Genomic DNA, 24,428 nt, shown 5'->3' with positions numbered 1-24,428 from the left:
TTTTTAAAACAAATTCGGTAACATACGTACAGATTTATTATACAATCAGAAAGGATTTAAATGGAAGCAAAATTTTCGAACAGAGTCAAAGAGGTGATCTCTCTCAGCCGCGAAGAAGCCCTTCGTCTGGGACATGATTACATAGGCACAGAGCACCTCTTGCTTGGGATGATCCGAGAGGGAGAAGGTGTAGCTGTTTCCATTCTTAAAAAGTTGGGCATTCCGCTGGATGAATTGCGAAATGCCATCGAACGGGCAGTCAAGGGTACGGCCAATCACAATGTGAAAAACATGGCCAACATTCCCCTTACCCGTCAGTCTGAGAAAGTGTTGAAGATCACTTATCTGGAAGCCAAAATATTCAAAAGCCAACTGATCGGAACCGAGCATTTGCTTCTGTCTATCCTTCGTGATGAGGACAATATCGCAACTCAAATTCTCAATAAGTTTGAAGTAAACTACGATACCATCAAGGAAATGCTGGAAATGCAGTCTGATGCAGGCACAGCTCCCAAGGCGCGTGCAGAGGCAGAGGATGGAGATGACGACGGCTCTAAGCTTTTCGGTTCATCCAATCCGGGTGGAGGTGGAGCAGCTTCAAAACCGGGTGCCGAAAAATCCAGAACACCTGTTTTGGACAACTTCGGACGGGATCTCACCAAGATGGCTGAAGAGGACAAACTTGACCCCATTATTGGTAGAGAAAAAGAAATCGAGCGTGTCGCTCAGATTCTATCCAGAAGAAAGAAAAATAACCCGATTCTGATCGGTGAACCCGGTGTAGGTAAGACAGCGATCGCCGAAGGTCTTGCACTTCGAATCGTTCAGAAAAAAGTGTCCCGCGTCTTGTTTAACAAGAGAGTAGTTACTCTTGATTTAGCTTCCTTGGTAGCTGGTACCAAGTACAGAGGTCAGTTTGAGGAGCGGATGAAAGCGGTCATGAATGAGCTGGAAAAATCTCCAAACGTGATTCTCTTCATTGATGAATTACATACTATCGTAGGTGCCGGTGGCGCCTCCGGGTCGTTGGATGCTTCCAATATGTTCAAGCCTGCCCTTGCAAGAGGAGAGATCCAATGCATTGGGGCGACCACCTTGGACGAATACCGTCAATACATCGAAAAAGACGGTGCATTGGCACGTCGATTCCAGATGGTCATGGTGGATGCTACTTCCCCTGAAGAAACTATTCAGATCCTGAACAACATCAAGGATAAGTATGAAGATCACCACAATGTGATTTATACACCAGCTGCGATCGAGGCCTGTGTGAAGCTTTCAGATAGATATATTTCGGATCGTTTCTTACCTGACAAGGCGATTGACATTTTGGATGAAGCTGGGGCCAGGGTTCACATCAACAATATCCATGTCCCTGAAGATATCCTTAAGCTGGAGGCAGAGGTAGAAAACATCAAGGCGGAGAAAAACCGTGTGGTTAAATCCCAGAAATACGAAGAAGCAGCTCAGCTGAGAGACAAGGAAAAGAAACTTCTCGAGCAGCTCGAATCTGCCAAAGCCAGGTGGGAGGATGAAAGCAAATCCAAACGCTTCACTGTGGACGAAGACCATGTGGCAGAGGTTATTGCTATGATGACCGGTATCCCTGCCAAGCGAATTGCCCAAAACGAAGGCAATAAGCTTCTCAATATGGGTGAAGAGCTCAAAGGAAAAGTTATCGGACAAGAAGAAGCAATTAAAAAACTCACAAAAGCCATTCAAAGAACCCGTGTGGGGTTGAAAGACCCTAAAAAGCCAATTGGTTCCTTTATTTTCCTTGGACCTACCGGTGTGGGTAAAACTGAATTGGCCAAGACCCTTGCTACGTATTTGTTCGACAAGGAGGACGCATTGATCCGAATCGACATGTCAGAATACATGGAGAAGTTCTCTGTATCCCGATTGGTAGGAGCACCTCCAGGCTATGTCGGATATGAAGAAGGGGGGCAATTGACTGAAAAAGTCAGAAGAAAGCCTTACTCAGTGGTTTTGCTTGACGAGATTGAAAAAGCTCACCCGGATGTATTCAATATCCTGCTACAGGTATTGGATGACGGTATCCTCACGGATGGATTGGGGAGAAGAGTGGACTTCAGAAATACCATCATCATCATGACTTCCAATATCGGTGTTCGTGACCTGAAAGACTTCGGTGCAGGGATCGGCTTTGCCAACCGGGCCAAGCAGGAAAACATGGATGAAATCATGAAGGCTACCATTCAATCTGCCTTGAAAAAGGCCTTTAGTCCGGAATTCCTCAACCGATTGGACGACGTGGTGGTATTCAATTCGCTGACCAAAGAAGATATCTTCAAAATCATCGACATCAGCTTGGGTAAACTCTTCCGCAGAATTACTGAATTGGGTTATAAGATTGAACTCACCGACAAGGCCAAGGATTTCTTGGCGGAGAAGGGGTACGATCAGCAATATGGTGCCAGGCCGCTCAATCGCGCGATTCAGAAGTATTTGGAAGATGCCATTGCCGAGGAAATCCTGAAGGGTGACCTTTCCGAAGGGGATGTCATTACGGCAGATTATTCCGGCGAAGGTTCTGAGTTGACTATCTCTGTCAAGAAAAAGGAAAAAGCAGATTAATCCTCTAGCTTATGTATACAAAAAGCCCTGGAAGCGAAAGATTCCAGGGCTTTTTCTATTTGGTGAAACGAATGCTTGTTTTTTGGTATTAGTCGAAATTGAGTCAATCAAATCCATGTTTTTATGATCTCTAAAATTGAGCCTGTCAAAGCATATTGACCTATCATATTCCTTCAAACAACACAAATGACTCCAAATACTGAGGGATGACAGTATTCCATCCCAATTCCTCCTTCAGCTTGAAGGCCAGGGCTTCCGCACTTTCTTTTTCCCCGTGCACCACAAAAGTCATTTTGGGTTTGTCGCAAAATCCTTCCGCCCAGTCCATTAATTCCTCTTGGTCCGCATGTGCAGAAAGCCCTTCGATTTGGTAGACTTTTGCTTTGACAGGAATATCATAGCCATAGATTCTTACGGTGGGTTCACCGTCTAAGATCCTTCTGCCACGGGTTTCTTCGGCTTGGTATCCGACCATTATGATTCCGTTTTTTTCATTGGGTAGATGGTGGTAAAGATGATGAAGCACCCTTCCCCCGGTAGCCATTCCGCTGGCAGATATAATGATTGCGTTTCCACGGTATTCGTTGAGGGACATGGATTGCTCTTGTTTTTGGAAGTAGCGAAGATGGGAATGCTTGAAAGGGTGTTGATCTTCTTCCAGCATAGCCGTCAAGCGGTGGTCTGAATGAAAATCCAGGTACAATTTGGTCGCATCTATGGCCATCGGGCTATCAACAAAGATCGGCACTTTAGGGATTTTGCCCTTTTCCATCAATTGGAATAAATGATACATCAAAAGCTGTGTCCTTCCCACTGCAAATGCGGGAATAATGACCAGACCTCCCCTGTCAAAGGTATCCCGGATGGCTCTTGCTAATTCCGCCTCAGGCTTTTCAGTGGGGGCCTTGCGATCGCCGTAGGTTGATTCTATCCATAGAATATCTGCCTTTGGTATTCTGGTCGGAGGGTAAAGAATGGGATCATGATACCTGCCCAAGTCGCCTGAGAAAACCAACTTTTTGGTTTGCAGTTCACCTTTTATTACAACTTTTACAATTGACGCACCAAGGATATGCCCTGCATGAAAATAGGTGACCGTTACACTCGGATGAATTTCAAAAGGGGACTCAAAGGGCTTGGGTACGAATAGAGGGAAAACCGCCTCCGCATCTTCCATAGTGTAGAGGGGTTGAGGGTTTTCGTGACGGGAATACCCCTTTTTTCTGGCATATTCTGCTTCTTCCTCCTGAAGCTTTCCGGAATCTAGCAGTAGAATTTTCGCCAATTCGGCAGTAGCTTCTGTGCAATAGATGGGTCCGTTAAATCCTTGCTTGACCAATTTGGGGAGATATCCGATATGGTCAAGATGAGCATGCGTGAGCACTATGGCTTCCAGGTCGGCTACGGGCATGGGGAATTTGTCCCAATTTCGCTCTCTCAATGCTTTGGGGCCTTGAAAAAGGCCACAATCAACCAAAAATTCGAAATCTCCAAGGTCTATCAGGTATTTGGATCCGGTAACTACTCCAGAACCTCCAAGAAATTTGGCTGTTACGTTCATGGGTTTTGGGTTTAAAAAATAAGTTACAAAAAAAGAGACACCTCGGGGGCGTCTCTTTAATTTTTATGCATACGAAGCCTATTTTATTGCTTCATGAAATAAGAATCCTTGAATTTGACCCTGCTGGTACTGTCCAGTTTAGCCTTGGTAAGAGAATCTATCTCGGTTTTTTCCTCTTCCCAATCCTCCCAAGAACGTCTGTCTCCTTTGGTGCCAGGACAGGTTAGGCATATCAAGCCAGCTTCATTGAATACCCATACTGCCTCTGGACGTACATCCGAAGAACGGTACCCGTTGTTGTAAATGGTATTTCTCAATATTTCTAGAAGAGACCTTTCCATAATAAAAGGTCTGTCATAAGGGATATCAAGGGTTAGGTTGATCCGTTGATCTCTGAATGATTCTAAGTTTCTCAGATCATAGCCTTCCTCAAATGTCACAATGGAGTCCATTACGCTGTAGGAATATGCCAGCTTTTGGGCATTTTCCAACGCTTCTTGCTTGGTTTTTCCCCTTGCTGAAATCTCTTGGGTCAAGGAAACTACAGAGTCTGCGCTACCAATCAGTTGAAGGTTGGCCTTATTGAATAGTTCCTCATCTTCCAAATCATTTGCTTTTAGGATCAAGGTGCCAGTAGTCACAGGTAGTACTGTTTTGGTTTCTACCTTGTTTTCTTCTTTAAACTGGGCTACGATTTTGGGAATCTGGAACCCTGCGATACCGATGCACAAAAGCCAAAGTGCCAAAGCAACCAAGCCAAATCTGCTGCCAATCAAATTCTTTTGGGCCAATACACTCAACCCTAGCAGCAGGATTACAATCCCTGGGATAAATACCAATCCCAATGATGCGACCACCAACCAAACCGGCACCAGGTCAGTAAACAGTTCGATTGGGAAATTGTCTATGAAAGTCCTGTAGTCAGTATCTGTGACTCCGAAGTATACTGCCAATGCTATCAGAGGTGTAATGGTCAGGCCTAAACCAATAAAGAAAATTATCAAGCCGAAAATGACCCGGATCACGTGAGCGATAAACCTCCCAAGTGGCCCTAAGGCAGAACCAATGGCATCAATGATTTTTCCCAAAATCCGAAATGGAGTCATCAGAATCTTCTTGGCTGTAGACTCAGGCTGTGGAGGGATCGGATTGATTGTTTCCTTGATGGTCGAATCAATGCTGTCCAAGGTGATTTCTCCTCCTTTCATCTTGATACGTTCTGTAATAGAGCTTGCCACGGGGGTAATAATCCACAGGATCAAGTATATCAACAAACCGGATCCTCCTGCAAAGGTCAGAATCACAAAAGCCAATCGCACATAAAGGACTTCTACCCCAAAATAGGCTGACAAGCCACTCGCTACTCCTCCCAAAACTTTATCATCTGGGTTTCTGAACAGTTTTTTGATGTTTTTGTCTTCCACTACCTCATAGGATACAGGCAGAATAATCCATAGTACGATGTAGGCAACCAAAGCAAAGAAGCCAAAGCTGAAATTGATTCTGAAGTTGTCAAAAGGAGTGATGTCTAAGAACCCCGGTCTTAGGTTGATATTTCCACTAAAAAGCAGGAGGATAGCAATCAGCCTGGTCCAAAGCGGGTCTAAGGAAAAGTAATGAGCAATACCGGCGCAGACTCCTCCGAGAATTTTTTTGTTTTCCATCCGCATGAGTTTCTTGTAGCCACCGCGCTCATTTTGAGGGGGAGTGACATACTTGTAGAAATCATCTTTTGCTGATTCTTCCTCTTTTTCCTCGACTTCGTCTTCCACATTGCTGAAATCTGCGATGGTTCCCATCTTTTCAATGAGTTTATCCACATTTTCAGCGGTGATGACCTGCTTGTTGTTTTTTAGGTTGGAAAGGAAAATCTCCGCTATCCGATTTTCGATATCGGAGATGATTTCCTTGCTATCCTTATACCCTGAGAAGTGCGAGTTGATTGAGTCAAGGTATTTTCTTAAGGTGTCGTAGCCGTCTTCTTCGATGTGGAAGAGGATACCACTGATGTTGATGCTTATCGTCTTTTTCATTTTTATTCGTGTTTTAGTCTTTCCTGATCAATTCTTTGAGGTGATTTGAAGTGTGGAATTGACCAAGGCTGTCCAGGTTTCAGAAAGGGTCTCCAGAAATTTTTTTCCTTCCTCGGTGATCGAATAGTATTTTCTTGGTGGCCCGGCTTCTGATTCGACCCATCGATAAGAAACCAATTCGGCTGATTTGAGACGGTTGAGCAGAGGATACAGGGTGCCTTCTACCACGATCATTTGTGCTTGGGTCAGCTCTTCGATCAGGTCGGAAGTGTACACCTCGCCTCTGGAAATAATATGCAACACGCAAAACTCCAGGAGTCCTTTACGCATTTGTATCTGGGTGTTGGCGACATTCATGGTGGCTTGTTTTGAAGTGGAATTAAGAATGAATTTTCATTCTCATACAGCTTGAAAAGAAAAAGTAATACCAATCTTTTCCAAGCTACCTTGTATTACCTGATTCCTTGCCAAAAAGAATCAACCTTTGAGTTTTGTGGAAGAAAAATCCTCATTTTTAGACAGAAAAAGGCTATTTTTCAATAATGAAGAATTTTCAATTTCCATTGGCTATTTCTTCTCCATTCGATTTAAAGACTAATCCATGTTCATCTTCAGGACAGTAAAGTGTCCGATCATGTACATTTTGATACATGTAGTTATATTAAAAAACTGTCAAAGATTAGGGTATTTTTATTTTTGGATTAATTTGTCAAGGTGAAATTAAAGAATGTGAGATTTTTAGTCCTTTTAGTTATCCCTGTACTGATTGCTTTGGCAGTTCAACCTGTTTTTTCACAGAACTTGACGCCTAAGTATTCCAATGAATTTTTGAGCATTGGAGTGGGAGCAAGAGCATTGGGAATGGGGGGGACTCAGGTGGCTTCTGTCCGAGATGTCACTGCCTCCTATTGGAATCCAGCTGCTTTAACCTCGGTCCAGCATAAGTACGAATTTTCCTTAATGCATGCGGAGTATTTTGCAGGGATTGCGCAATACGATTACTTGGGATTTACCACTCCTGTAGGCAATCAAAACCAAGTGGCTGTCTCCTTGATCCGCTTTGGCGTGGATGATATCCCGGATACCCGTTTTCTCTATGATGCCAATGGAGCGTTGAATTATAACAACATACAATTCTTCAATGCGGCTGATTATGCTCTTTTGCTGAGTTTTGCGAGGGATATTTCGGATAAAATCAAACTGGGAGCCAATGCTAAGGTAATCCACCGTAATGTGGGAAAATTTGCCCAAGCTTGGGGGTTTGGCCTTGATATCGGGGGAATCTATCGGACCGGGAATTTGACCGCAGGCTTAATGCTGAGGGACATCACTACTACCTACAATGCATGGACTCATGATGCCGATCTGGTGAGAGACATTTATTCCCAAACCGACAATGAAATACCTGTCAATACGGTCGAGATCACCCTTCCACGGGCTATTGGAAGCTTGGCCTATGATTGGAAATTTGGTGCTCAATTTACACTGATTACTTCAGTGGATTTGGAGACAACCTTTGATGGGCCAAGAAACTCCCTGATTTCCACAGATGTCTTGAGTATTGATCCTAGGTTTGGTCTGGAGTTAGGATTTAAGAAAATGGCATTTTTGAGGGCAGGAATGAGTAATTTCCAGTACATCAAAGATTTTCAGGGAGAGGAAACTCTAAATTTTTTACCCAGTGCTGGATTGGGTGTGGTTGTCAGTGAACGGTTTCAGATTGACTACGCTCTTTCAGATTTGGGGGATGTATCCGAAAGCCCTTATTCACATATTTTCAGTGTAAAGGTGAGTTTGGAAAAGCTTGGTTCTGGTTTTCGGAAATTTAAAGGTTGGGAAAAATGAGTTGGGTGAAATTTGCATTAGGTCTGTGTTTAATTTTTGCCTCTTGGATTCAAATTCAGGCACAGGATCCCATTTGGTATGACTACTCGCTGACCTATTATAAAATACCTACTGCGAGAGATGGAGTATATCGAATCACTCCAGAGGTACTTTCTTCTTCTGGAATCAACATCCAAAATTTGGATCCCCGAACTATCCGAGTCTTTCACAGGGGAAAAGAAGTAGCTATTCATGTGGTAGGAGAAAACGACGGCAAAATTGATCCTACAGATTACATAGATTTTTACGGAAGAAGAAATGACGCAGAGCTGGATAAAAAGCTTTATCAGGGATTTGAGACCATTCCCAATCCCTATTTCAACACCTACACGGATACAACGGCTTTTTTCCTGACCATTACGCCGGGGGTACAGGGTAAACGAATGCAAGTAAGAGGGATTCCGAATATTACGGTTCCCTCAGCGTCGGGTTATGAAACAGAATCACTTCAAGTGTTTGCCGACCAATACTCACTCGGGGTGGCTTATACGCTGGGATTCAGAAAATCTACTTATGATCTGGGGCAAGGATGGATGGGGACCGTCATCACCAAAGGAGCACCAAGGGATATCCCATTCTCGAATCTAGGAGCACTGATAAATTCGGGTTCTGCCACCTTGGAGATTGGCTTGGTGGGTCGATCTGAAAATTCTCATGCAGCCGTGATCAGCGTGGGACCTCTTGGCACTTCTCAAAGAGTATTGACTACGTCGACGTTTAATGGATTTGAATATCCTCAGCTTAGCCTCCCGCTTCAAATGACGGATTTCAATCCCAATGGGTCATTGGTGGTCCGAGTCAATCCGCAAGGTTCTCAATCCACAGATAATATTTCTATAGCCTATGCAAAAATCAGGTTTAGAAAACCTATTGAGCAGGGCGATTTTAGCTCCCGTACTATGATTTTTCCGGAAGGAAATCAGCGGGCTGTGATCAATTTGACCCAGGAAACCTATGTGGCTTATGATATCCAAGATATTTTTTCGCCCCAAAAAGTGGCCATAGAGAAAGCCGGAAATACGATGAGCTTTCAGGCGGCTGTGTCAGGCAAGCCTAGTAAAATTTGGATTCAGCAGGAGAAAACAGTCAATCCGGTGCAGAGAATGAATCCGGTAAGGTTTCGAAATTACCTTTCACAATCGGCAGATTTTATTCTTGTGGGTCATAGGGAATTGGAAAAGCCGAGCAATAAGCACCAAAATCCGCTGAAGAGTTATGCCGAGCATAGAGCCTCTCCACAAGGCGGGGGATTTGATACCCTTACGATTCGAATGGAGGAGATTTATGACCAATATGCGTATGGTGAAAAATCACCTGTCGCTCTTTATGAATTTTTAAAAGCGTATTGGCCTGTTCACCGTCCTTCACACATGCTTTTGGCAGCAAGGTCTTTGGCCATTTATTCTCAAGGCAGGCTTGGGAATGTCAATGTCTATTACCGAAATGCACCTCAGGCATTCCCTTTTCAGGATTTGGTGCCAGTCGGGGGGTATCCTTTTTCAGACAACGTGTATGCTTTGGAGTTGGATCCCCAAAAACCACTGATTCCTGCAATGGCTGTGGGAAGGATTCCTGCAAAAAACTCCCAACAGCTTTCGGATTATTTGGAGAAAGCCATTGAAAAAGACCTGGTCGGGGCCTCAGAACCCTGGCAGAAAGAGTTGATACACTTGAGTGGAGGGGTTACCGAGTTTGAGCTTGAGCGGTATTTCAACTTTCTCAACGGGTTCAAGTCCATCGCTCAAGGACCATATTTGGGAGGTAATGTGACCACTTACCGAAAACGATCCAATTCGGTGATAGAGGTAATCGATATCTCGGGGGATTTAAATGAAGGAAGATCACTTTTGACATTTTTTGGACATGGTTCCCCTACCATTATCGATATCGAAATCGGATTTGCATCTGACCCTACCTTGGGATATGCCAATAGAGGAAAGTACCCTGTCATGCTTTTTAATGGGTGTGACTACGGTAGCGCTTACGGAACGACTTACACTCAGGGAGAAGATTGGATCATTACACCTGAGAAGGGCGCTTCCAATATAATGGCCAATTCTTCCATTGGGGTGGATGTGATCCTGAGAAGGTATTCGGAGGCTTTTTATCAATTTGCCTTTTCTGACAGCACTTCCATCTATCAAACGGTAGGAGAAGTGAAGCGGAGAGCAGAAGAGTTTTTTGTAAATACCTACGGGATCAGCCCGCTCAATTATTCCCATATGGAGCAAATGATCATGCTTGGTGATCCTGCAGCAAGAATTTTTCCGGCGAATAAACCGGATTACAGCGTAAAGGCAGAGGAAATCAAACTGGAAACATTTGACGGGTCTCCTCTTACAGCCATTTCAGACAGTCTTAAACTTTCCTTTGTTGTTCGTAATCTAGGAATTACAAATACAGACTCGATCCGTTATAGAATTGATCGTAAACTGCCCGATGGAACTCAAATCAGTTTTGACTCGGTGCGTATTCCATCTATCTTCAGATTGGATACCTTGGTCTTTTCCGTTCCTAATTTTCAGGTGGAAGCCGCTGGTGAAAATATCTTTACACTTTCTGTCAACGATGACCGGGTGGTTTCAGAAATGACTTTTGCCAACAATTCGGTGAATTTTTCGGCATTTATCCCGCTAAGCGGAACTATAAACCTGTTTCCGGCAGATTTTGGAATTGTCAGGGAAAAAGAATTGAAATTGCTCGCACAAGCGCCAGGGAAAGTAGCGGAAAATCGAACCTTGATCATTCAAATGGATACCACTTCAAGGTTTAATTCGGCGTTTAGAAAAGAAACCCGAATCACCACCTCAGGGTTGGCTGAGTGGTCGGTTAACCTCTTGGCGGGAAGTGATTCCTCAACCTACTTCTGGAGATCCAAATACCAAGATCCTCTTCCCGGTGAATCAGACAATTGGGTTACTTCCAGTTTCTCTTATATCCCAAATTCTACCAACGGATGGACCCAGCGTGTGGAGGGACAACTGAAGCAGACTCAGATGGAAAACCTTGAGCTGGACAAAACATGGAAGTATCTCAAGCAGCAAATCGGAATAGAAGTTTTTACGGTGGGTGCAGGAGTGGATACGTTGACCTTCCGAAATACCCAGTTTTATCTCAATCAAGTCCCTCAAATCATAGACAACGTCAACAATGCCAATAGCCGACTTTGTCCAAATGGCTCTTTGGGACTAGTGGCAATAGATCAAAAAACCCTGCTTCCCTACCTCGCCATTCCGGTACCGGGATTTGATATTTTGGATTCGAGGGCATGTGGCCGTGTGCCTCAGATGATACAGAGTATTCAAAATGCCTGGATTACAACACCTGGAAACAATACTCTTCAGGATTATGTCAGAGGAGTAAAAGAGGGGGATTATGTGGTGATTTTTTCAGTGGGCAATGTGACGTTTGATGCATGGCCTGAGCGGGCTTATCAGAGTCTCAGGGAGTTTGGAGCTAATGAGGCTACCCTGAGAAACTTGCAGACCGGTGATCCCTATATCCTCTATGGCCGAAAAGGAATGAAACCCGGGGAAGCCATAGAAATAGTCGGTAATCCTAATTTTCAAGTCCCTTCCCGTCAGCAAACCTTAAGTTTTGAGACAGATTTGGACGGGTATTTCACCAATGGGGTCATCATAACTCCCAAAATTGGCCCGGCATCCTCTTGGGAACGCTTTTTCCAACAGGTAAATCCGAGAACTTGGATCGATGAGGAACAATTTACCTATTTCGATATCATCGGAGTGACTCCCGAAGGAGAGGAACAATTGCTGGCAGGCAATCGACTTGAAACAGAGCTGGATCTTTCTTTTGTCAATCCAGCCAGTTATCCTTACTTAAGACTGAGGTATAGCATGGATGACCCTAACTCAACGGCACCGGCCCAACTGAACCGTTGGCAAGTGAACTTTGAGGGTGTTCCTGAGGGAGTTTTGCTTCAAAAAAATCCCGCTCAGCCACAAAGATTAAGAGAAGGGCAAATGGGTCGTGTAGATTTTTCTTTTAAAAATGCCTCTATTTACGACTTCTCTGATTCGATTCGGGTAGACTTTAAATGGACCCATGTCGCAACGCAGAAAACCGAGAATTTCTCCAAAAAAATACCCCCGGTAAAAGCTGGAGAAGCGCTGGAGTTTTCACTCGATTTCAACAGTATTGGTAGAGCTGGAGAAACACAGCTTGAAGTATATGCCAATCCCCAGATTCTTCAAGAGCAGACCTATCGAAACAACCGTATAGACCTTGGAGTAGCCTTTGTCGTAGAGGCGGATAATTCCACTTCGCTTTTGGATGTCAATTTCGACGGGATCTATATCATGGATGGAGATTTGGTGTCACCCAATGTGATGATCGTCGCCCAGCTGGTCAATGATCAGACTTTGCTGTACAAAAAAGATACGGTAGGTATGGAAATATTCCTGAAGAGAAATTGTGAAGGATGCCAATTCAAAAAAGTCAATTTCTCTGATCCTAATCTTTCATGGACACCTGCGAGTGAAGGAACCAATTTCCGGGTTTCTTTTATCCCAGGGCCATTGGAAGATGGGATTTATACGCTCAGAATTACCAACGAGGACTCTCAGCAACCCTATGAAATTACTTTTGAAGTAGTGAATGAGTCCCAAATCACCAATTTTTATCCCTATCCCAATCCATTCAGTACCTCAGTCCGGTTTGTGTTTACGGTGACAGGTTCGGAAGTCCCGGACGAAATCAAAATACAGATCATGACAGTGACCGGAAAAGTAGTCAGGGAAATTCTTCAGAGCGAATTAGGCCCAATACGGATCGGTAACAATATGACCGAATATGCTTGGGATGGAAGAGATGAATTTGGAGATCAGCTGGCAAATGGTGTCTATATCTACCGGGTTTTGGTGAGGAAAAACGGTCAATTTATGGAGCATAGACCCACTGCTGGAGATAAGGGCTTTACCAAGGGGTATGGAAAAATGTACTTGCTGCGCTAATTTCTGCCGGCTTTTTTCCAGCTCCTGTAGATTCCCCAAGCGCTTAAAGCCAAAAGAAATACAAGAATTGACCATTGGATGGGATGGTTGAGGGATTCTTTGGCTCCTAAAAATGAGTTAGCAACTATGCCTGTGGCAAAGGCCAGTAAAGTGCGGGGAAGCATTCCTGGGACGCCATAGACCAGTACCTTTTTCAGAGGAATGTCTAAACTTGCAAAAAGGAAGTTGGAGATGGCAAAGGGTATTACCGGACTGATTCTGATAAAGAAAATCAGTCCGGCAGGATGCCCCAAACGAGATTCTATTTCTTTCTCTAATTCCGGATTTCTCAAATAAAGGATATTCCTGAAGTCGGTATTAAGGACTTTGCCCAGCTTATATCCAATCACATTGGCTAAGATATAGCCGATGATCAAATCAGGAAAAGCTATCCAGCCCCAGAAAAAACCACACGCCAATGCGGTAAGCGTGGTGGGCAAAAATGCCAGCCCCAAAATGATGGAAAGCCCCAAAGTCAAAAAAAGGTGATCCCAAAGTTCATTGAGATTGATTTTTCCAAGAAAAGAGTACTGAGAGGCCAAGACCAAAGATCCCAATATCGGAACGATTCCAATCCATATCCATCCTGCTACCGCTAAGGGATGGAAACGGAAGTACTCCACTAAAACCTTGAAAATACTGGCCTTTTTTGTCATCTTTGGCACGCTTTTGAGGTAAAAAAGCCGACAAGTTTACCACCAAGGATTGGAATATTGCCCATTTCAATCTTCAATGTTTTGAAGAAACTTAAACCCACCATATAACGGCCCATTGATTTATGAAATTTGGTACCAAAGCCATACATGCAGGAGTAAGTCCAGACCCATCTACAGGTGCTATCATGACTCCGATATTCCAGACTTCCACGTATGTGCAAAAGTCTCCGGGTGATCACCTCGGATATGAATACAGCAGAACGCATAACCCTACCCGAACTGCTTTGCAAAACAGCATTGCGGCCCTTGAAAACGGGAAGCATGGCGTCTGTTTTTCTTCAGGCTTGGGAGCCATCGATGCAGTAGTCAAATTATTTAATCCAGGAGATGAGATCATATCTACCAATGATTTGTATGGTGGAACTTATCGCTTGTTTACCAAAGTCTTTGAGCGATACGGCATCAAGTTCCATTTCGTTCCTATGAACGAGCCGGAAAAGCTGTCGTCCTATGTCAACGAGCATACCAAAATGGTGTGGGTAGAGACTCCAACCAATCCGATGATGAATATCATCGACTTAAAGGCCATGGCGTCTTTTGCCAAAAAGCACGGGCTTCTGTTGGCTGTGGATAATACATTTGCCTCTCCTTTTCTTCAGAATCCCTTGGATTTTGGTGCGGATATCGTCATGCATTCGGTAACCAAATACCTAGGAGGCCACTCCGATGTAGTCATGGGTGCCTTGGTAGTCAATGACGATGAATTGGCTTCTAGACTTGTTTTTTTACAAAATGCCTGTGGAGCTACTCCAGGACCTCAGGACTGTTTTTTGGTACTCAGAGGGATTAAGACTCTCCATTTGAGAATGGAGCGACACTGCCAAAACGGGAAGACAATCGCTGCTTACCTGAAAAATCACCCTAAAGTGGATAAAGTATATTGGCCTGGCTTCGAAGATCACCCTAATCACGAGGTTGCCAAAAGTCAAATGCGTGACTTCGGAGGAATGATTTCCTTTACCTTGGTAGGGAATAAATTGGAAGATGCGAAGACCGTGATGGAAAACCTGCACCTGTTTTCTCTGGCTGAATCCCTTGGAGGAGTGGAATCCCTTTGTGGACACCCGGCCACCATGACTCATGCTTCCATTCCAAAAGTGGAACGTGAAAAAGTAGGTTTGGTAGATTCTTTGATCCGACTGAGTGTCGGGGTAGAAGATGCCGAAGACCTCAAAAACGACATCGCTCAGGCACTGGCAAAAATATAAAAGCAAAGCCCTCTGAAATGGAGGGCTTTCTTATGTTCGAATTTTTCTGGCTATTCATTGATCACCATCGGAATGCTAACCCGGAATTTCCCGGCTTCGATTTTCATACTTCTACCCGTTCGGGTGTAAAGAGTACCTGAAAAGCTGCCTTCTAAAATCTCGTTTTCGTATTTTTCAAGAATATAGTTGAATTGATCTGAAGTAGTAGTGCCAACAAAATTCACATCATCCTCCGGTCCAAAGTCGACAGGGGTTTGGTTTTTCAGGTCCTTCAGCTGAAAATCACCTATCGGGGTCATGGGAATAGTGATCGGCCCGGATACTTCCATCGGAAGTCCTTCCCGCCAGATAAACGAATCAATGATGTTAATCCCAGCCAATAAGGACTGATCCTGATTTTGTAGCGCAATACCGATTTGATCTTGTCTTTCTCCTCTGAAATATTTATTCCATGAGGTGTTTTCAACTTCTCGAAAAAGATAGGTTTTGCCTTCTGACCTGAAAGAGATAAAGTCTCCTTTTGGCAGGGGGTCTTCCTCCGACTGGCACCCCATTGTAAAAGAAAGTAGAACTAAGCCGAAAATGAAAATTAGGCGGGTATTCATGGTGTACAGAAATGGTTACCCAATGTACACGGAATAAAAAATATTTAGTTTTTGAATTTTCTTAAAGAAAATCAGGAAATCACCTTTCGGACTAATTCGAAAGCCTGCTTTTCGATTTCGGTAGAAAGGTTTTTCTTTTCCTCTTTCAGCTCTTTTGCCCAGTCGAGGTACTTTTTGGAAACATCTTCTTTTTCAGAAAGAAAATGGGTCATGGTCTGAAAAGTCAGGTGATTGGCGTACCAAGGTTTAAGCCCGTTTTTGACAGTTTGGAGTTCTTGGTGGATTTGTGGGATAAAAATGGAGTTGAATCCCAGGTGCAACAGGATGTTTTCCAGCATGATCACCTTTCGGAAGCTTTCAAAAAGATCTCTAAAGCTTTGCGTACTCATGGGGCTTTTGACGTCATTGGTCGCCAGTTCTAATTCCTCTTGTACCAGCTGATGGATAGCTGTACTGATCGTCAGAGGCTTGATTCCTTTACTGGCTTGATGAGCGCGGTCCAGGAAATCATCCCAGTTTTTGAGCGAACTCCCCACCACCAGATCAAATGCTTCCTTTTGCATGATGCGTTTTTGGGCTCCGAGATAGGCCTTGAAGCTTTCAAATTTCAGTCCTGTGGATTCCTCCCGCTGCTTGATCGTTTTTTCTACCAGTTTGAGGTGCTGTATTTTTTTAAGAGACTTTTTGAGCTTTTTGAGTGGGGAGAAAAGTGATTGACCAAAGTTTTTATCTTCAAAATGGATTTTGGAAAGCAGATCGGAATAGAGCTCCAAAAACTCCATATGGCTCAGCAGTTGAATTGCCTTTTTGGATTTGATTTCTTTTCCCAAATCCAAAAAAAGAGTTTTCGCCTCCTGATGCTGTTGTAGGAAAATCTGGAAAACAGGGGAAGTCTTGACCTGCATAGCTTAGGAAATTCTCACCAGTGTGGCACCGTATCCCCACTGGTCTTTCTGGGTGTCTTGAAAGTACTTAATATTTCCCAATTGGCTCAAACGCTTGTGGATTTCTTTTCTCAAAACTCCATTTCCCAATCCGTGGATAAAAGTGATTTCGTCCATTCCCGATAGAATCGCCTGATTGAGGTTTTTCTCAAAAGCTTCCAGTTGGATTCTCATCTTTTCAGAATTGCTCAAGGTATCGGGCTGAGAATGGAGGGCTTCGATGTGTAAATCCACAGACCTAGAGGGTTTTTGTGGTTTGGGCAGTTCTGGAGTGGGTTGGATTTGGCTGAGTTCGGCATTTAGACTGCGGATATCCAGGTCCTTGGTGTTCCGCTCCATGGCAAAGAGATACACATTTTTTCCAAGGATTGGAGCTTTGCTCAGGTGCTTGAAAAACTGTGTCGGCTTCATCTTCAGCTGTCGCTCAAAGGCAGGAATTGCCTTTTCCAGCTTATTCTGAATGGGGATAAACCGAAGCAAAAATCCAGGCCACTCGTCCATTTCCTTGATTAATCGATCGTCAAATTTCCGGTGCTCACCGCCATTCAGTGTTCCTGCGAAAAGAGTCCGGTGGTTTCCCCCAAACACTTCTGATGCGTGTACCAAGTAGGGCTGGTGGCTGTCATTGATCAGGTAAAGACTCAGATTCTGATCGTTGATCGGGAGGAAAGCCAGATAAAGTCCCTGATCTTTTGGAGCAGAAATGGGAAGTGGGGATTCAGATTCTTTGGTGGATGCCGGAGTTTCGCCAAAGTAGCTCTTTTCTGCTTCGGCAATGATGACCACCTCCGATTTGATCGCGGGAATAATGAAGCCGTCTTCGATTTCTACTTCGATCCTCCCGCCGGAAGATACTTTTCGTACGATTCCTTCTTCTTTTCCATGCAGTAATCTTACTCTGTCTCCAATGTTCATTGCTCCAATGCTTTTTTGTAAGTGTCTATTGCTCTTGTCCGGGCAAATTTATGATCTACAATCGGCTTTGGGTAAGAATTGGTTCCCAATTCAGGAATCCACTTTTTGATGTATCGGAGGTCTTTGTCAAATTTCTCGGTTTGGGAGTCGGGATTGAATACACGGAAATAAGGCTGAGCATCGGTACCTGTACCTGCTGCCCATTGCCAGCCACCGTTGTTGGAGGCCAACTCAAAATCCAACAACTTTTTGGCAAAATAGGCTTCCCCCCATCTCCAGTCAATAAGTAGATGCTTGGTCAGGAAGGAGGCCACGATCATTCTCACCCTATTGTGCATATATCCGGTGGCATTTAGCTCTCGCATGCCGGCATCCACGATAGGGTACCCTGTTTTGCCTTCGCACCAAGCTTTAAACTCCTGTTCATTATTTCTCCAAGGGATCTGATCGTAGGCAGGCTTGAATGCTTTATTGACTACCTGTGGATTATAGGCAAGGATCATCATGTAAAACTCTCTCCATATCAGCTCGTTCAGGTAGGTATCGTTGAGTCGGGAGGCGATCAGAGCAAGTTTTCTGACCGAAATGGTGCCGAATCTCAGATGGATTCCCAGTCGGGTTGTGCCTTTTTGTGCAGGGAAGTTTCGGGTTTCATCATAGTGTCGGATGATATCCTGATCGGCGATGGATGATGGGATTTCGATGGAGGAGGGCTCGAAGCCCATTTCTTTTAAAGTGATATCGGGCAGGGAATGAGTGTTCGCCAGATTTTTCCAATTTGGTTCGGAAAGGGGCTGAGTTTTGGTCTGCTTGAATTTTTCCAGCCAGTTTTTACTGAAGGGGGTAAATACTTTGTAAAACTCTCCCGAGCCATTGAGGATTTCTCCAGGTTCGAAAATCACCTGATCCTTGAAACTGAGAAGGGGGATGTTTTTGGCTTTTAGCATCGCTTCGATCTGTCCATCCCTTGTTTTTGCATAGGGCTCATAGTCCCGATTGGTGTACACTGCCTGGATGTCAAATTCGTTCATGAGATCTTTATAGACCTCCTCAGGTATGCCGTATTTGATCAGCATCGAGCTTCCTTTTTGTTCAAAAAAGGCTTTCAGTTCAGTGATTTTTTGGTGGATAAAGTGAACTCGTGCGTCGGTTCTGTCCTCGAGAATATCGAGGATATTTCGATCAAAAATAAAAAGTGGAAGTACGGCCGTTTCCTGCTGTAAAGCATAAAAGAGAGCGGTATTATCGTCTGTTCTGAGATCTCTTCGAAACCAAAATAGGGTGATCTTTTTCATGGTGTTGTTTTTCAGAACAAATACTGGAAAGAAGAAATTGTTTTATTAATCTTCCTTGGGAGGTACTTTTTCGATTCGGATCAGCTGATTTTCCTCCTTCCTTTCAGGAAGATTTTCAAGGTTGATTGGGGTCCAGTTTTCTTTATCGTTGTATTCATTTCTTAAAAAATCATCAGAATCCTGGATGGTAAGCGTTTCATTTTTTTTGCCGGTAATCTTTTTAAATAACTCTGAAAATGAATTAAAGGAGACATTTTGAGTCATAGAAGCCCCGTAGGAAATTACATTCTGAGTGAGGGACAGGGAAGTAAAGGTGTTGAAGTTATTTCTGTTGAATATCCTTAATCTGTACACGCCATCTTCGGTAAGCATATATTCCGCTTGCCAGTCGCCGATGACGGAGGCCGCGCTCGCGTTGCCCTGATTGTCGGTAAATCCTCCGTCACGGGACACCCTCAGTCGGCCATCCAAAAAAGTATAAGCTACGCTGAGCTGGAAGTTTTCAAGCGCATTTTGATCCAGAGTGGCAAGGTCTATATTGACTTCCAAGTTTTTGTCTACTTGGCCGATAAAACTGTTTAACTGAGAGGAGAGAAGATTTCCAAGGCTGGAAGAAAGGGTAGAAACACCCGAAAACTGACCTTCAGGAGAAAAATTACGCGTCATGATCACCGAAAACACCTGTCGGTTCATTTCCTGTTCATCGGCTGCGACTCGGCTTTGAAAGGCTGAAATAGTCGTCTGCACATCTCCGCTGGAAGGGAATTCAGAAAAATCAAAGCTGAAGTTAAAGGTAGGGGAAAGGAGTTCCCCCTGAAGATCCATCAGTACCTTGAGCGGGTACCTTCTTCGCATTTGACTGTTTTCAGCAGCGGCCGAAGAGGAAAGTAAGGGTTGGAGGGATACGCTTTCCTCATAAACAGCCTTTAGGTTCATGATTCCTGTGTAAGGATCCCCAAACCAGGTAATCCTTCCTCCCGGTTGTACGGTAAACTCTCTCTTGACTACATTGTAAAGGGAGAAATTGTATTTGCCTTCCACGATTTCATAGTTGCCGGTAAGTGAAAAATTACCTTGCGTATCGATGTTCATATTGAGCACCCCACGTCCTCGGCCTTGAATACTTTCTTCCGTTTTGGGATCGATGATAATCTCGGCAAAAGCATCCGGTGTGATGTCCATGATGAAATTCATCCGGATGTTTTCAATTTCAAGCCTGTTGACCTCTTCGGCCAAAGCCCGAATTCTAACCGTATCCTGAACATTGATAATCTGGATAAAATCCTCCTGGTATTGTTCATTAGAGCTGGTCAGCGGGATGAAAATTCGGGTGTTGGGCTGTGTGGTAGCCCTTGCGGTCACATCCAAGTTGCTCGTACTTCCTTTTACTGTCAAGGTACCTGTGGCAAAGGCAGTCCCGTAGAAGACTTCATTGTCCCTTGCGCTGGTATTCATGACTTGAAAATTGGTCAGTCTGGAGCTGATGTCCAAAAATATGTTATCAAATCCTCTGTGATTCAATCCCCCTGTAAAGGTGGCTCTGTTTCCATTCACATCCCGGAAGATCATATCCTGAAAACTGATTTGAGTCGGTCTAAAAAGAATACTTCCATCGATTTGATAGGAAGTGTTGAGATAGTTGATCCGTACTTTTCCTTGCTCTACCCTTCCGGTTCCCAATACTTCCGGTACTCCTATTGTACCCCTCATCTGAAGGTTGCCGCTCACCGTGCCGCCTAAGTTGGAAATGTATTTGGAAAGGAAAGGCTCGAAAATGACCAGATTGGCTTGGGTCATTTGGGCATCCAAATCAAGATTTTGATATTCCATACCCACCACACCGTCAATGTCGATTTTCTTTTGTCCATTGAGGTAATTCTCGATCTTCAGGACCAGATCTTGTTGATCCAGGGTGGTTTCGGCATTGATTTCCCCGATCGGGAAATCGTTGATCTCCAGATCTTCAATAAATAAGCGGCCATCAACTTTTGCCTGGTCCAGAAGACTGCTGATCTTGAAGGAGCCATCGGCCAGTCCTTCGAATTTGTACGGTGTGACGGTGTTCAATAAGTCCACTCCCACCTGCTGTATAGTCAAGTCCAGGCTTTGGTCAGGATTTTGACTAATCTTACCGTCTAGTCCTAAGGATTGGTTTTCATTGGATACAAAGAGTTTATTGATCATCACCTCTCCTTGTGAAAGTGTCACGGAGTTTTCCGGGTCAAATTGCCAATCTCTATTGAGGACCCTTAGCAGAGAAGGTTTGAACTTGAGTGTGGTTCCTGATGTGGAAAACTTGGTTTCTGCTTCGATTCTTGCCTTACTCTGAGTGGAATCCTGATCCAAGCTGATCAACAGGTCCAGATTGGTCTGATCCCAAATGGCTTCCATACCCAAATTTTTAAAATTGAGGTCTTCTCCCACTTTTTGCACTTTGGAATAGACGTAAAATGAGGCTAGGATGTCTTTACTGTTGATGATCTTAGAGGTGTTAAAGTCAATATTGGTACCGAAAGCAGTATTACCCTGAAAGCTGATGGTATCGATGGAGGTGAAGAAATTGAATACCGTATTCTCGGGAGTTTGGTAAAAAGCCCCCTCCAGAATATTGTTTTTCGAGATTTTAAGGTCAGGTTGAAAAAGTTGGATCAATGGATTGACGTTAGGCATTCGGATATTTAGATCCAGATTGTAAGTCTCAGAAAAATACTCGTCCAAATCAGCAATGGGCTGTTCTTCATTGAGAAGAATGGCTAAGTATTGTTGGCCGAGCATATTCAAATCCTTGCCCATCTGTTCCAGATTGAATTGCCCGGATGCAGCCACAACCAGGTAATCTGAGTTGAGTGAAAGGGTGCGGGTACCTCCTGCAAATAGCGATTGGAAAAAGAAATCACCCACATCCAGAAAACGGTCTTCATAGCCAGCCTTGATGTCCGTAAATCGGGCTATTCCTTGGATTTTATCCAAGGTAATTCCCTTGGTGTCAATACTGAGGTTGCCACTTAAAAAGGAAGGGGTTTCAATCAAGTTGATCTGATCCAAAAAAGCGGTATCCAACTGCACACTCAGTCGGACAGAATCCACCGACTCCTTTAAATTGACATATCCTCTTACCGTTGTTTTCAGGTTAGGGTCATCTACTTTCAGGTTTCCACGAAACAGGTTCAAGCCATAGGTAGCATCGGTCTGGATATTGGTGAAGTTATACTGATTGATGCCAAGTTCGCTGATGTTAGCATTGAGATCGATCAAGGCAGTTTCGATTGTTGCGCCTTTTACATTCACATTTCCCTGCAAAGAAACTTTTTGCAGTAGCTCCTTGTCTTCCGTCAGAATGCCCAGATCCAGATTTTGGATTTTAACCCGTGAGACTAGGGTGGGAATATCATTGACTAGATCATAATTGACCCTACCGCTGACGTTACCAATGCCTGTTCGGAAGTCTCCATTGGTAGTAAACCTGCTCAGTAATCCTGCGAAATCCGCATCCAATCGGATAGTGTTGAATTTTCGGATTTGTTTTTGGATCTCGGGGCTTAGGTAGGGGGCGAGATCATTGGCCGAAATGACGGAGTTTTTTAGTGACAGATTGAAATAGGTGTTCTCGATTTCAGGAAGTCCATCTATCAAAAAGGAGCCGAACAGGGCCGTTTTTTGACCTATTCTGATAAGGAATTCATCGGATTTCATATCCGAAATGTATCCTGTGACTTCACCGCTGAGGTAAATGTCATCTTCGATTTCAGGAAGAGAATTGGCAAAAAGCTTTAAGTCAGACAAGTGGAGCTTGGTCTCTTCCATTCTTGCGGTAATCTTGACTTGATTCAGAAAATCCGAAAAACCATCCGGTCCGGTCAGGTCCATCCGGAGGTAGTTTTTGATATGGCTGTTTTCTGAGCGAAGATTAAGCTGATCCAGTTCCAGGAATTTTGGGCTGTAGGTCAGGTTGGTTTTTAGATCCTCGATTTTCAGGCCGGAATTGGCCTCCACTCCAGTCAACAGTTTGATGTGGAGACCTAAGGTGGATCCTTTAAAGCTGAATTTTTCAGCATTGGCTGTAATTTCCCTAAACTCCAATCGCGTATAGTCCAAGCCTTCTGTAATAGGCTGTGCATTTAAGTCTAAAAGGGAAAATTCAGACTGACGCAGTTCAATGCCTGAGATGAAAAACCGGGTTTCTGAAGTGCTTGGTTGATCAGACCCAAAAATATCCGACAACTCCTCAATCCACCGGTTGATATTGATCAGTGAATCTCCCGGGTGAGTGATCAGGTTGACATTTGCCTTTTCCAGTCGGATGGCATCTATTGTCGGATCTCCTGGAGGGATCAACGAGAGAAGTGCAAAATCCGCATAGACCTTCTCCGCCCCGATCATCAGGCTGTCTTTTTGGTCATAGATGTTGATGTTTTCAACAGAAAGAGCATCCCACCAAGAAATACGGATGGAACCAATCTCCGTCCGAAAACTAGTACGAGTGTTAAGATAGCCGGCGACTTTGTCGATAGCCCAGTTTTGGACTGCGGTAACCTGGAGAGCTAATGCCAACCCAATCAGAAGAAGAAGGGTAGAAAAGACAACCCAAAGAATCACTCGGAAAGCTTTGTGCAAAAAATCCGTAACTTTCGCCTTCTTTTCCAATGGGTACAAACGATATTTCTATACTAGCAATTGAGTCCTCGTGTGACGAGACTTCCGCCTCCATGATAGTAAATGGCAAAGTACTCAATAATATTGTGGCCACACAATCAGTACATGAAAAATATGGGGGAGTAGTGCCCGAATTGGCTTCCCGTGCCCATCAGGAAAATCTGATTCCCGTCATCCACGAGGCGATTTCCACTTCCGGTGTTTCAAAGGACCAACTTTCTGCGGTAGCTTTTACCCGTGGTCCCGGCTTGATGGGTTCACTGCTGGTGGGAGTGAGTTTTGCCAAGGCGTTTGCCAGAGCCTTGAATGTCCCTTTGATCGATGTGAACCACATGCAGGCCCACGTGCTTGCCCATTTTATCGAAGATCCCAAGCCTAGCTTCCCCTTCATTTGCCTTACCGTCAGTGGAGGCCATACACAGCTCGTATTGGTGAAAGACTTCTTGGATATGGAGGTGATCGGAGAGACTCAGGATGATGCCGTCGGAGAGGCTTTTGACAAGACAGCCAAGCTACTAGGTTTGCCTTACCCGGGAGGACCTTTGGTGGATAAATACGCCAAGGAGGGAAACCCCAAAGCTTTCCAGTTTCCCATCACCCGAATGCCGGGACTGAATTATTCCTTCTCAGGGATCAAAACTGCCGTGCTTTACTTTCTTCGGGACCAGCTTCAGGAAAATCCCAAGTTTATCGAGGAAAACCTGCCTGACCTTTGCGCCAGCATCCAATATACCCTGATCGAGATGCTGCTTATCAAGCTCAAAGAAGCTGTGAAGCAGTATGGAGTCAAAGAAATTGCTATCGCAGGCGGTGTCTCTGCCAATTCTGGCTTGAGGTCCACACTCTCTGAACTGGCCCGTCGAAAAGGCTGGAACCTCTATATCCCCAAATTCGAATACTGCACTGACAACGCGGCTATGATCGCCATGGCTGCTCACTACAAGTACCTCAAGGGAGAATTCGTCGGAATGGACGTGACTCCTTTGGCCAAAATGAAATTCTGA

The 24,428-nt window shown here is 44.3% G+C and carries 14 protein-coding genes; 5 read left to right on the top strand and 9 right to left on the bottom strand.

Features of this window, described 5'->3' with window-relative positions; genetic code table 11:
* Positions 1–60 precede the first annotated feature (60 nt).
* A complete protein-coding gene (locus tag DDT91_RS08770) occupies positions 61–2,598 on the top strand; it encodes an ATP-dependent Clp protease ATP-binding subunit (RefSeq protein WP_187175797.1) in 2,538 nt (845 codons plus the stop codon).
* Positions 2,599–2,761: 163 nt separating this feature from the next.
* Here DDT91_RS08770 and DDT91_RS08765 read toward each other — a convergent pair whose 3' ends face one another.
* From DDT91_RS08765 to DDT91_RS08755, 3 genes are all read right to left on the bottom strand, one after another.
* On the bottom strand, positions 2,762–4,159 hold the full coding sequence (locus DDT91_RS08765) for an MBL fold metallo-hydrolase RNA specificity domain-containing protein (RefSeq protein WP_187175796.1): 1,398 nt from the start codon (positions 4,157–4,159) through the stop codon (positions 2,762–2,764).
* A gap of 83 nt (positions 4,160–4,242) precedes the next feature.
* Positions 4,243–6,192, bottom strand: a complete 1,950-nt coding sequence (locus DDT91_RS08760; protein WP_187175795.1) for a PspC domain-containing protein — start codon at positions 6,190–6,192, stop codon at positions 4,243–4,245.
* Between the two features lie 27 nt (positions 6,193–6,219).
* The gene (locus tag DDT91_RS08755; protein ID WP_187175794.1) at positions 6,220–6,549 is read right to left on the bottom strand and encodes a PadR family transcriptional regulator; all 330 of its coding nucleotides are present in this window, start codon (positions 6,547–6,549) and stop codon (positions 6,220–6,222) included.
* Positions 6,550–6,921: 372 nt separating this feature from the next.
* Between DDT91_RS08755 and DDT91_RS08750 the strand changes: the two genes are divergently transcribed.
* Positions 6,922–8,037, top strand: a complete 1,116-nt coding sequence (locus DDT91_RS08750) for a PorV/PorQ family protein (RefSeq protein ID WP_370539303.1) — start codon at positions 6,922–6,924, stop codon at positions 8,035–8,037.
* Complete coding sequence (locus DDT91_RS08745) at positions 8,034–13,049, top strand: C25 family cysteine peptidase (RefSeq protein ID WP_187175792.1); 5,016 nt, start codon at positions 8,034–8,036, stop codon at positions 13,047–13,049. The genes DDT91_RS08750 and DDT91_RS08745 overlap by 4 nt, the downstream gene beginning before the upstream one ends.
* Here DDT91_RS08745 and DDT91_RS08740 read toward each other — a convergent pair.
* Positions 13,046–13,744, bottom strand: a complete 699-nt coding sequence (locus tag DDT91_RS08740; RefSeq protein ID WP_187175791.1) for a VTT domain-containing protein — start codon at positions 13,742–13,744, stop codon at positions 13,046–13,048. The two genes, DDT91_RS08745 and DDT91_RS08740, sit on opposite strands and share 4 nt — an antisense overlap.
* Positions 13,745–13,866: 122 nt before the next feature.
* Here DDT91_RS08740 and DDT91_RS08735 point away from each other — a divergent pair, with 122 nt between their 5' ends.
* Complete coding sequence (locus DDT91_RS08735; protein WP_187175790.1) at positions 13,867–15,012, top strand: cystathionine gamma-synthase; 1,146 nt, start codon at positions 13,867–13,869, stop codon at positions 15,010–15,012.
* A gap of 50 nt (positions 15,013–15,062) precedes the next feature.
* Here the strand turns inward: DDT91_RS08735 and DDT91_RS08730 are convergent, their stop codons facing one another.
* The 5 genes from DDT91_RS08730 to DDT91_RS08710 all read right to left on the bottom strand — a co-directional run bounded on the left by DDT91_RS08730 (position 15,063) and on the right by DDT91_RS08710 (position 23,385).
* Positions 15,063–15,617: a hypothetical protein gene (locus DDT91_RS08730; RefSeq protein WP_187175789.1), complete on the bottom strand. Its 555-nt coding sequence runs from the start codon at positions 15,615–15,617 to the stop codon at positions 15,063–15,065.
* Positions 15,618–15,688: 71 nt separating this feature from the next.
* Positions 15,689–16,522, bottom strand: coding sequence for a hypothetical protein (locus DDT91_RS08725; protein ID WP_187175788.1), 834 nt, complete (start codon positions 16,520–16,522; stop codon positions 15,689–15,691).
* 3 nt (positions 16,523–16,525) lie between these two features.
* Positions 16,526–17,476: a Smr/MutS family protein gene (locus DDT91_RS08720; RefSeq protein WP_187175787.1), complete on the bottom strand. Its 951-nt coding sequence runs from the start codon at positions 17,474–17,476 to the stop codon at positions 16,526–16,528.
* Positions 17,473–18,771 carry a deoxyribodipyrimidine photo-lyase gene (locus tag DDT91_RS08715; RefSeq protein WP_187175786.1) on the bottom strand — a complete coding sequence of 433 codons (1,299 nt, stop codon included), beginning with the start codon at positions 18,769–18,771 and terminating at the stop codon, positions 17,473–17,475. The genes DDT91_RS08720 and DDT91_RS08715 overlap by 4 nt, the downstream gene beginning before the upstream one ends.
* 45 nt (positions 18,772–18,816) lie before the next feature.
* Complete coding sequence (locus DDT91_RS08710; protein WP_255502059.1) at positions 18,817–23,385, bottom strand: translocation/assembly module TamB domain-containing protein; 4,569 nt, start codon at positions 23,383–23,385, stop codon at positions 18,817–18,819.
* A 29-nt stretch (positions 23,386–23,414) separates the two neighbouring features.
* Between DDT91_RS08710 and tsaD the strand changes: the two genes are divergently transcribed.
* The gene (tsaD, locus tag DDT91_RS08705) at positions 23,415–24,428 is read left to right on the top strand and encodes a tRNA (adenosine(37)-N6)-threonylcarbamoyltransferase complex transferase subunit TsaD (RefSeq protein ID WP_187175784.1); all 1,014 of its coding nucleotides are present in this window, start codon (positions 23,415–23,417) and stop codon (positions 24,426–24,428) included.

Origin of the sequence: Algoriphagus sp. AK58, from assembly GCF_014324365.1 — a bacterium.
Taxonomy (GTDB): domain Bacteria; phylum Bacteroidota; class Bacteroidia; order Cytophagales; family Cyclobacteriaceae; genus Algoriphagus.
This window is presented reverse-complemented; position numbering and strand designations above follow the sequence as displayed.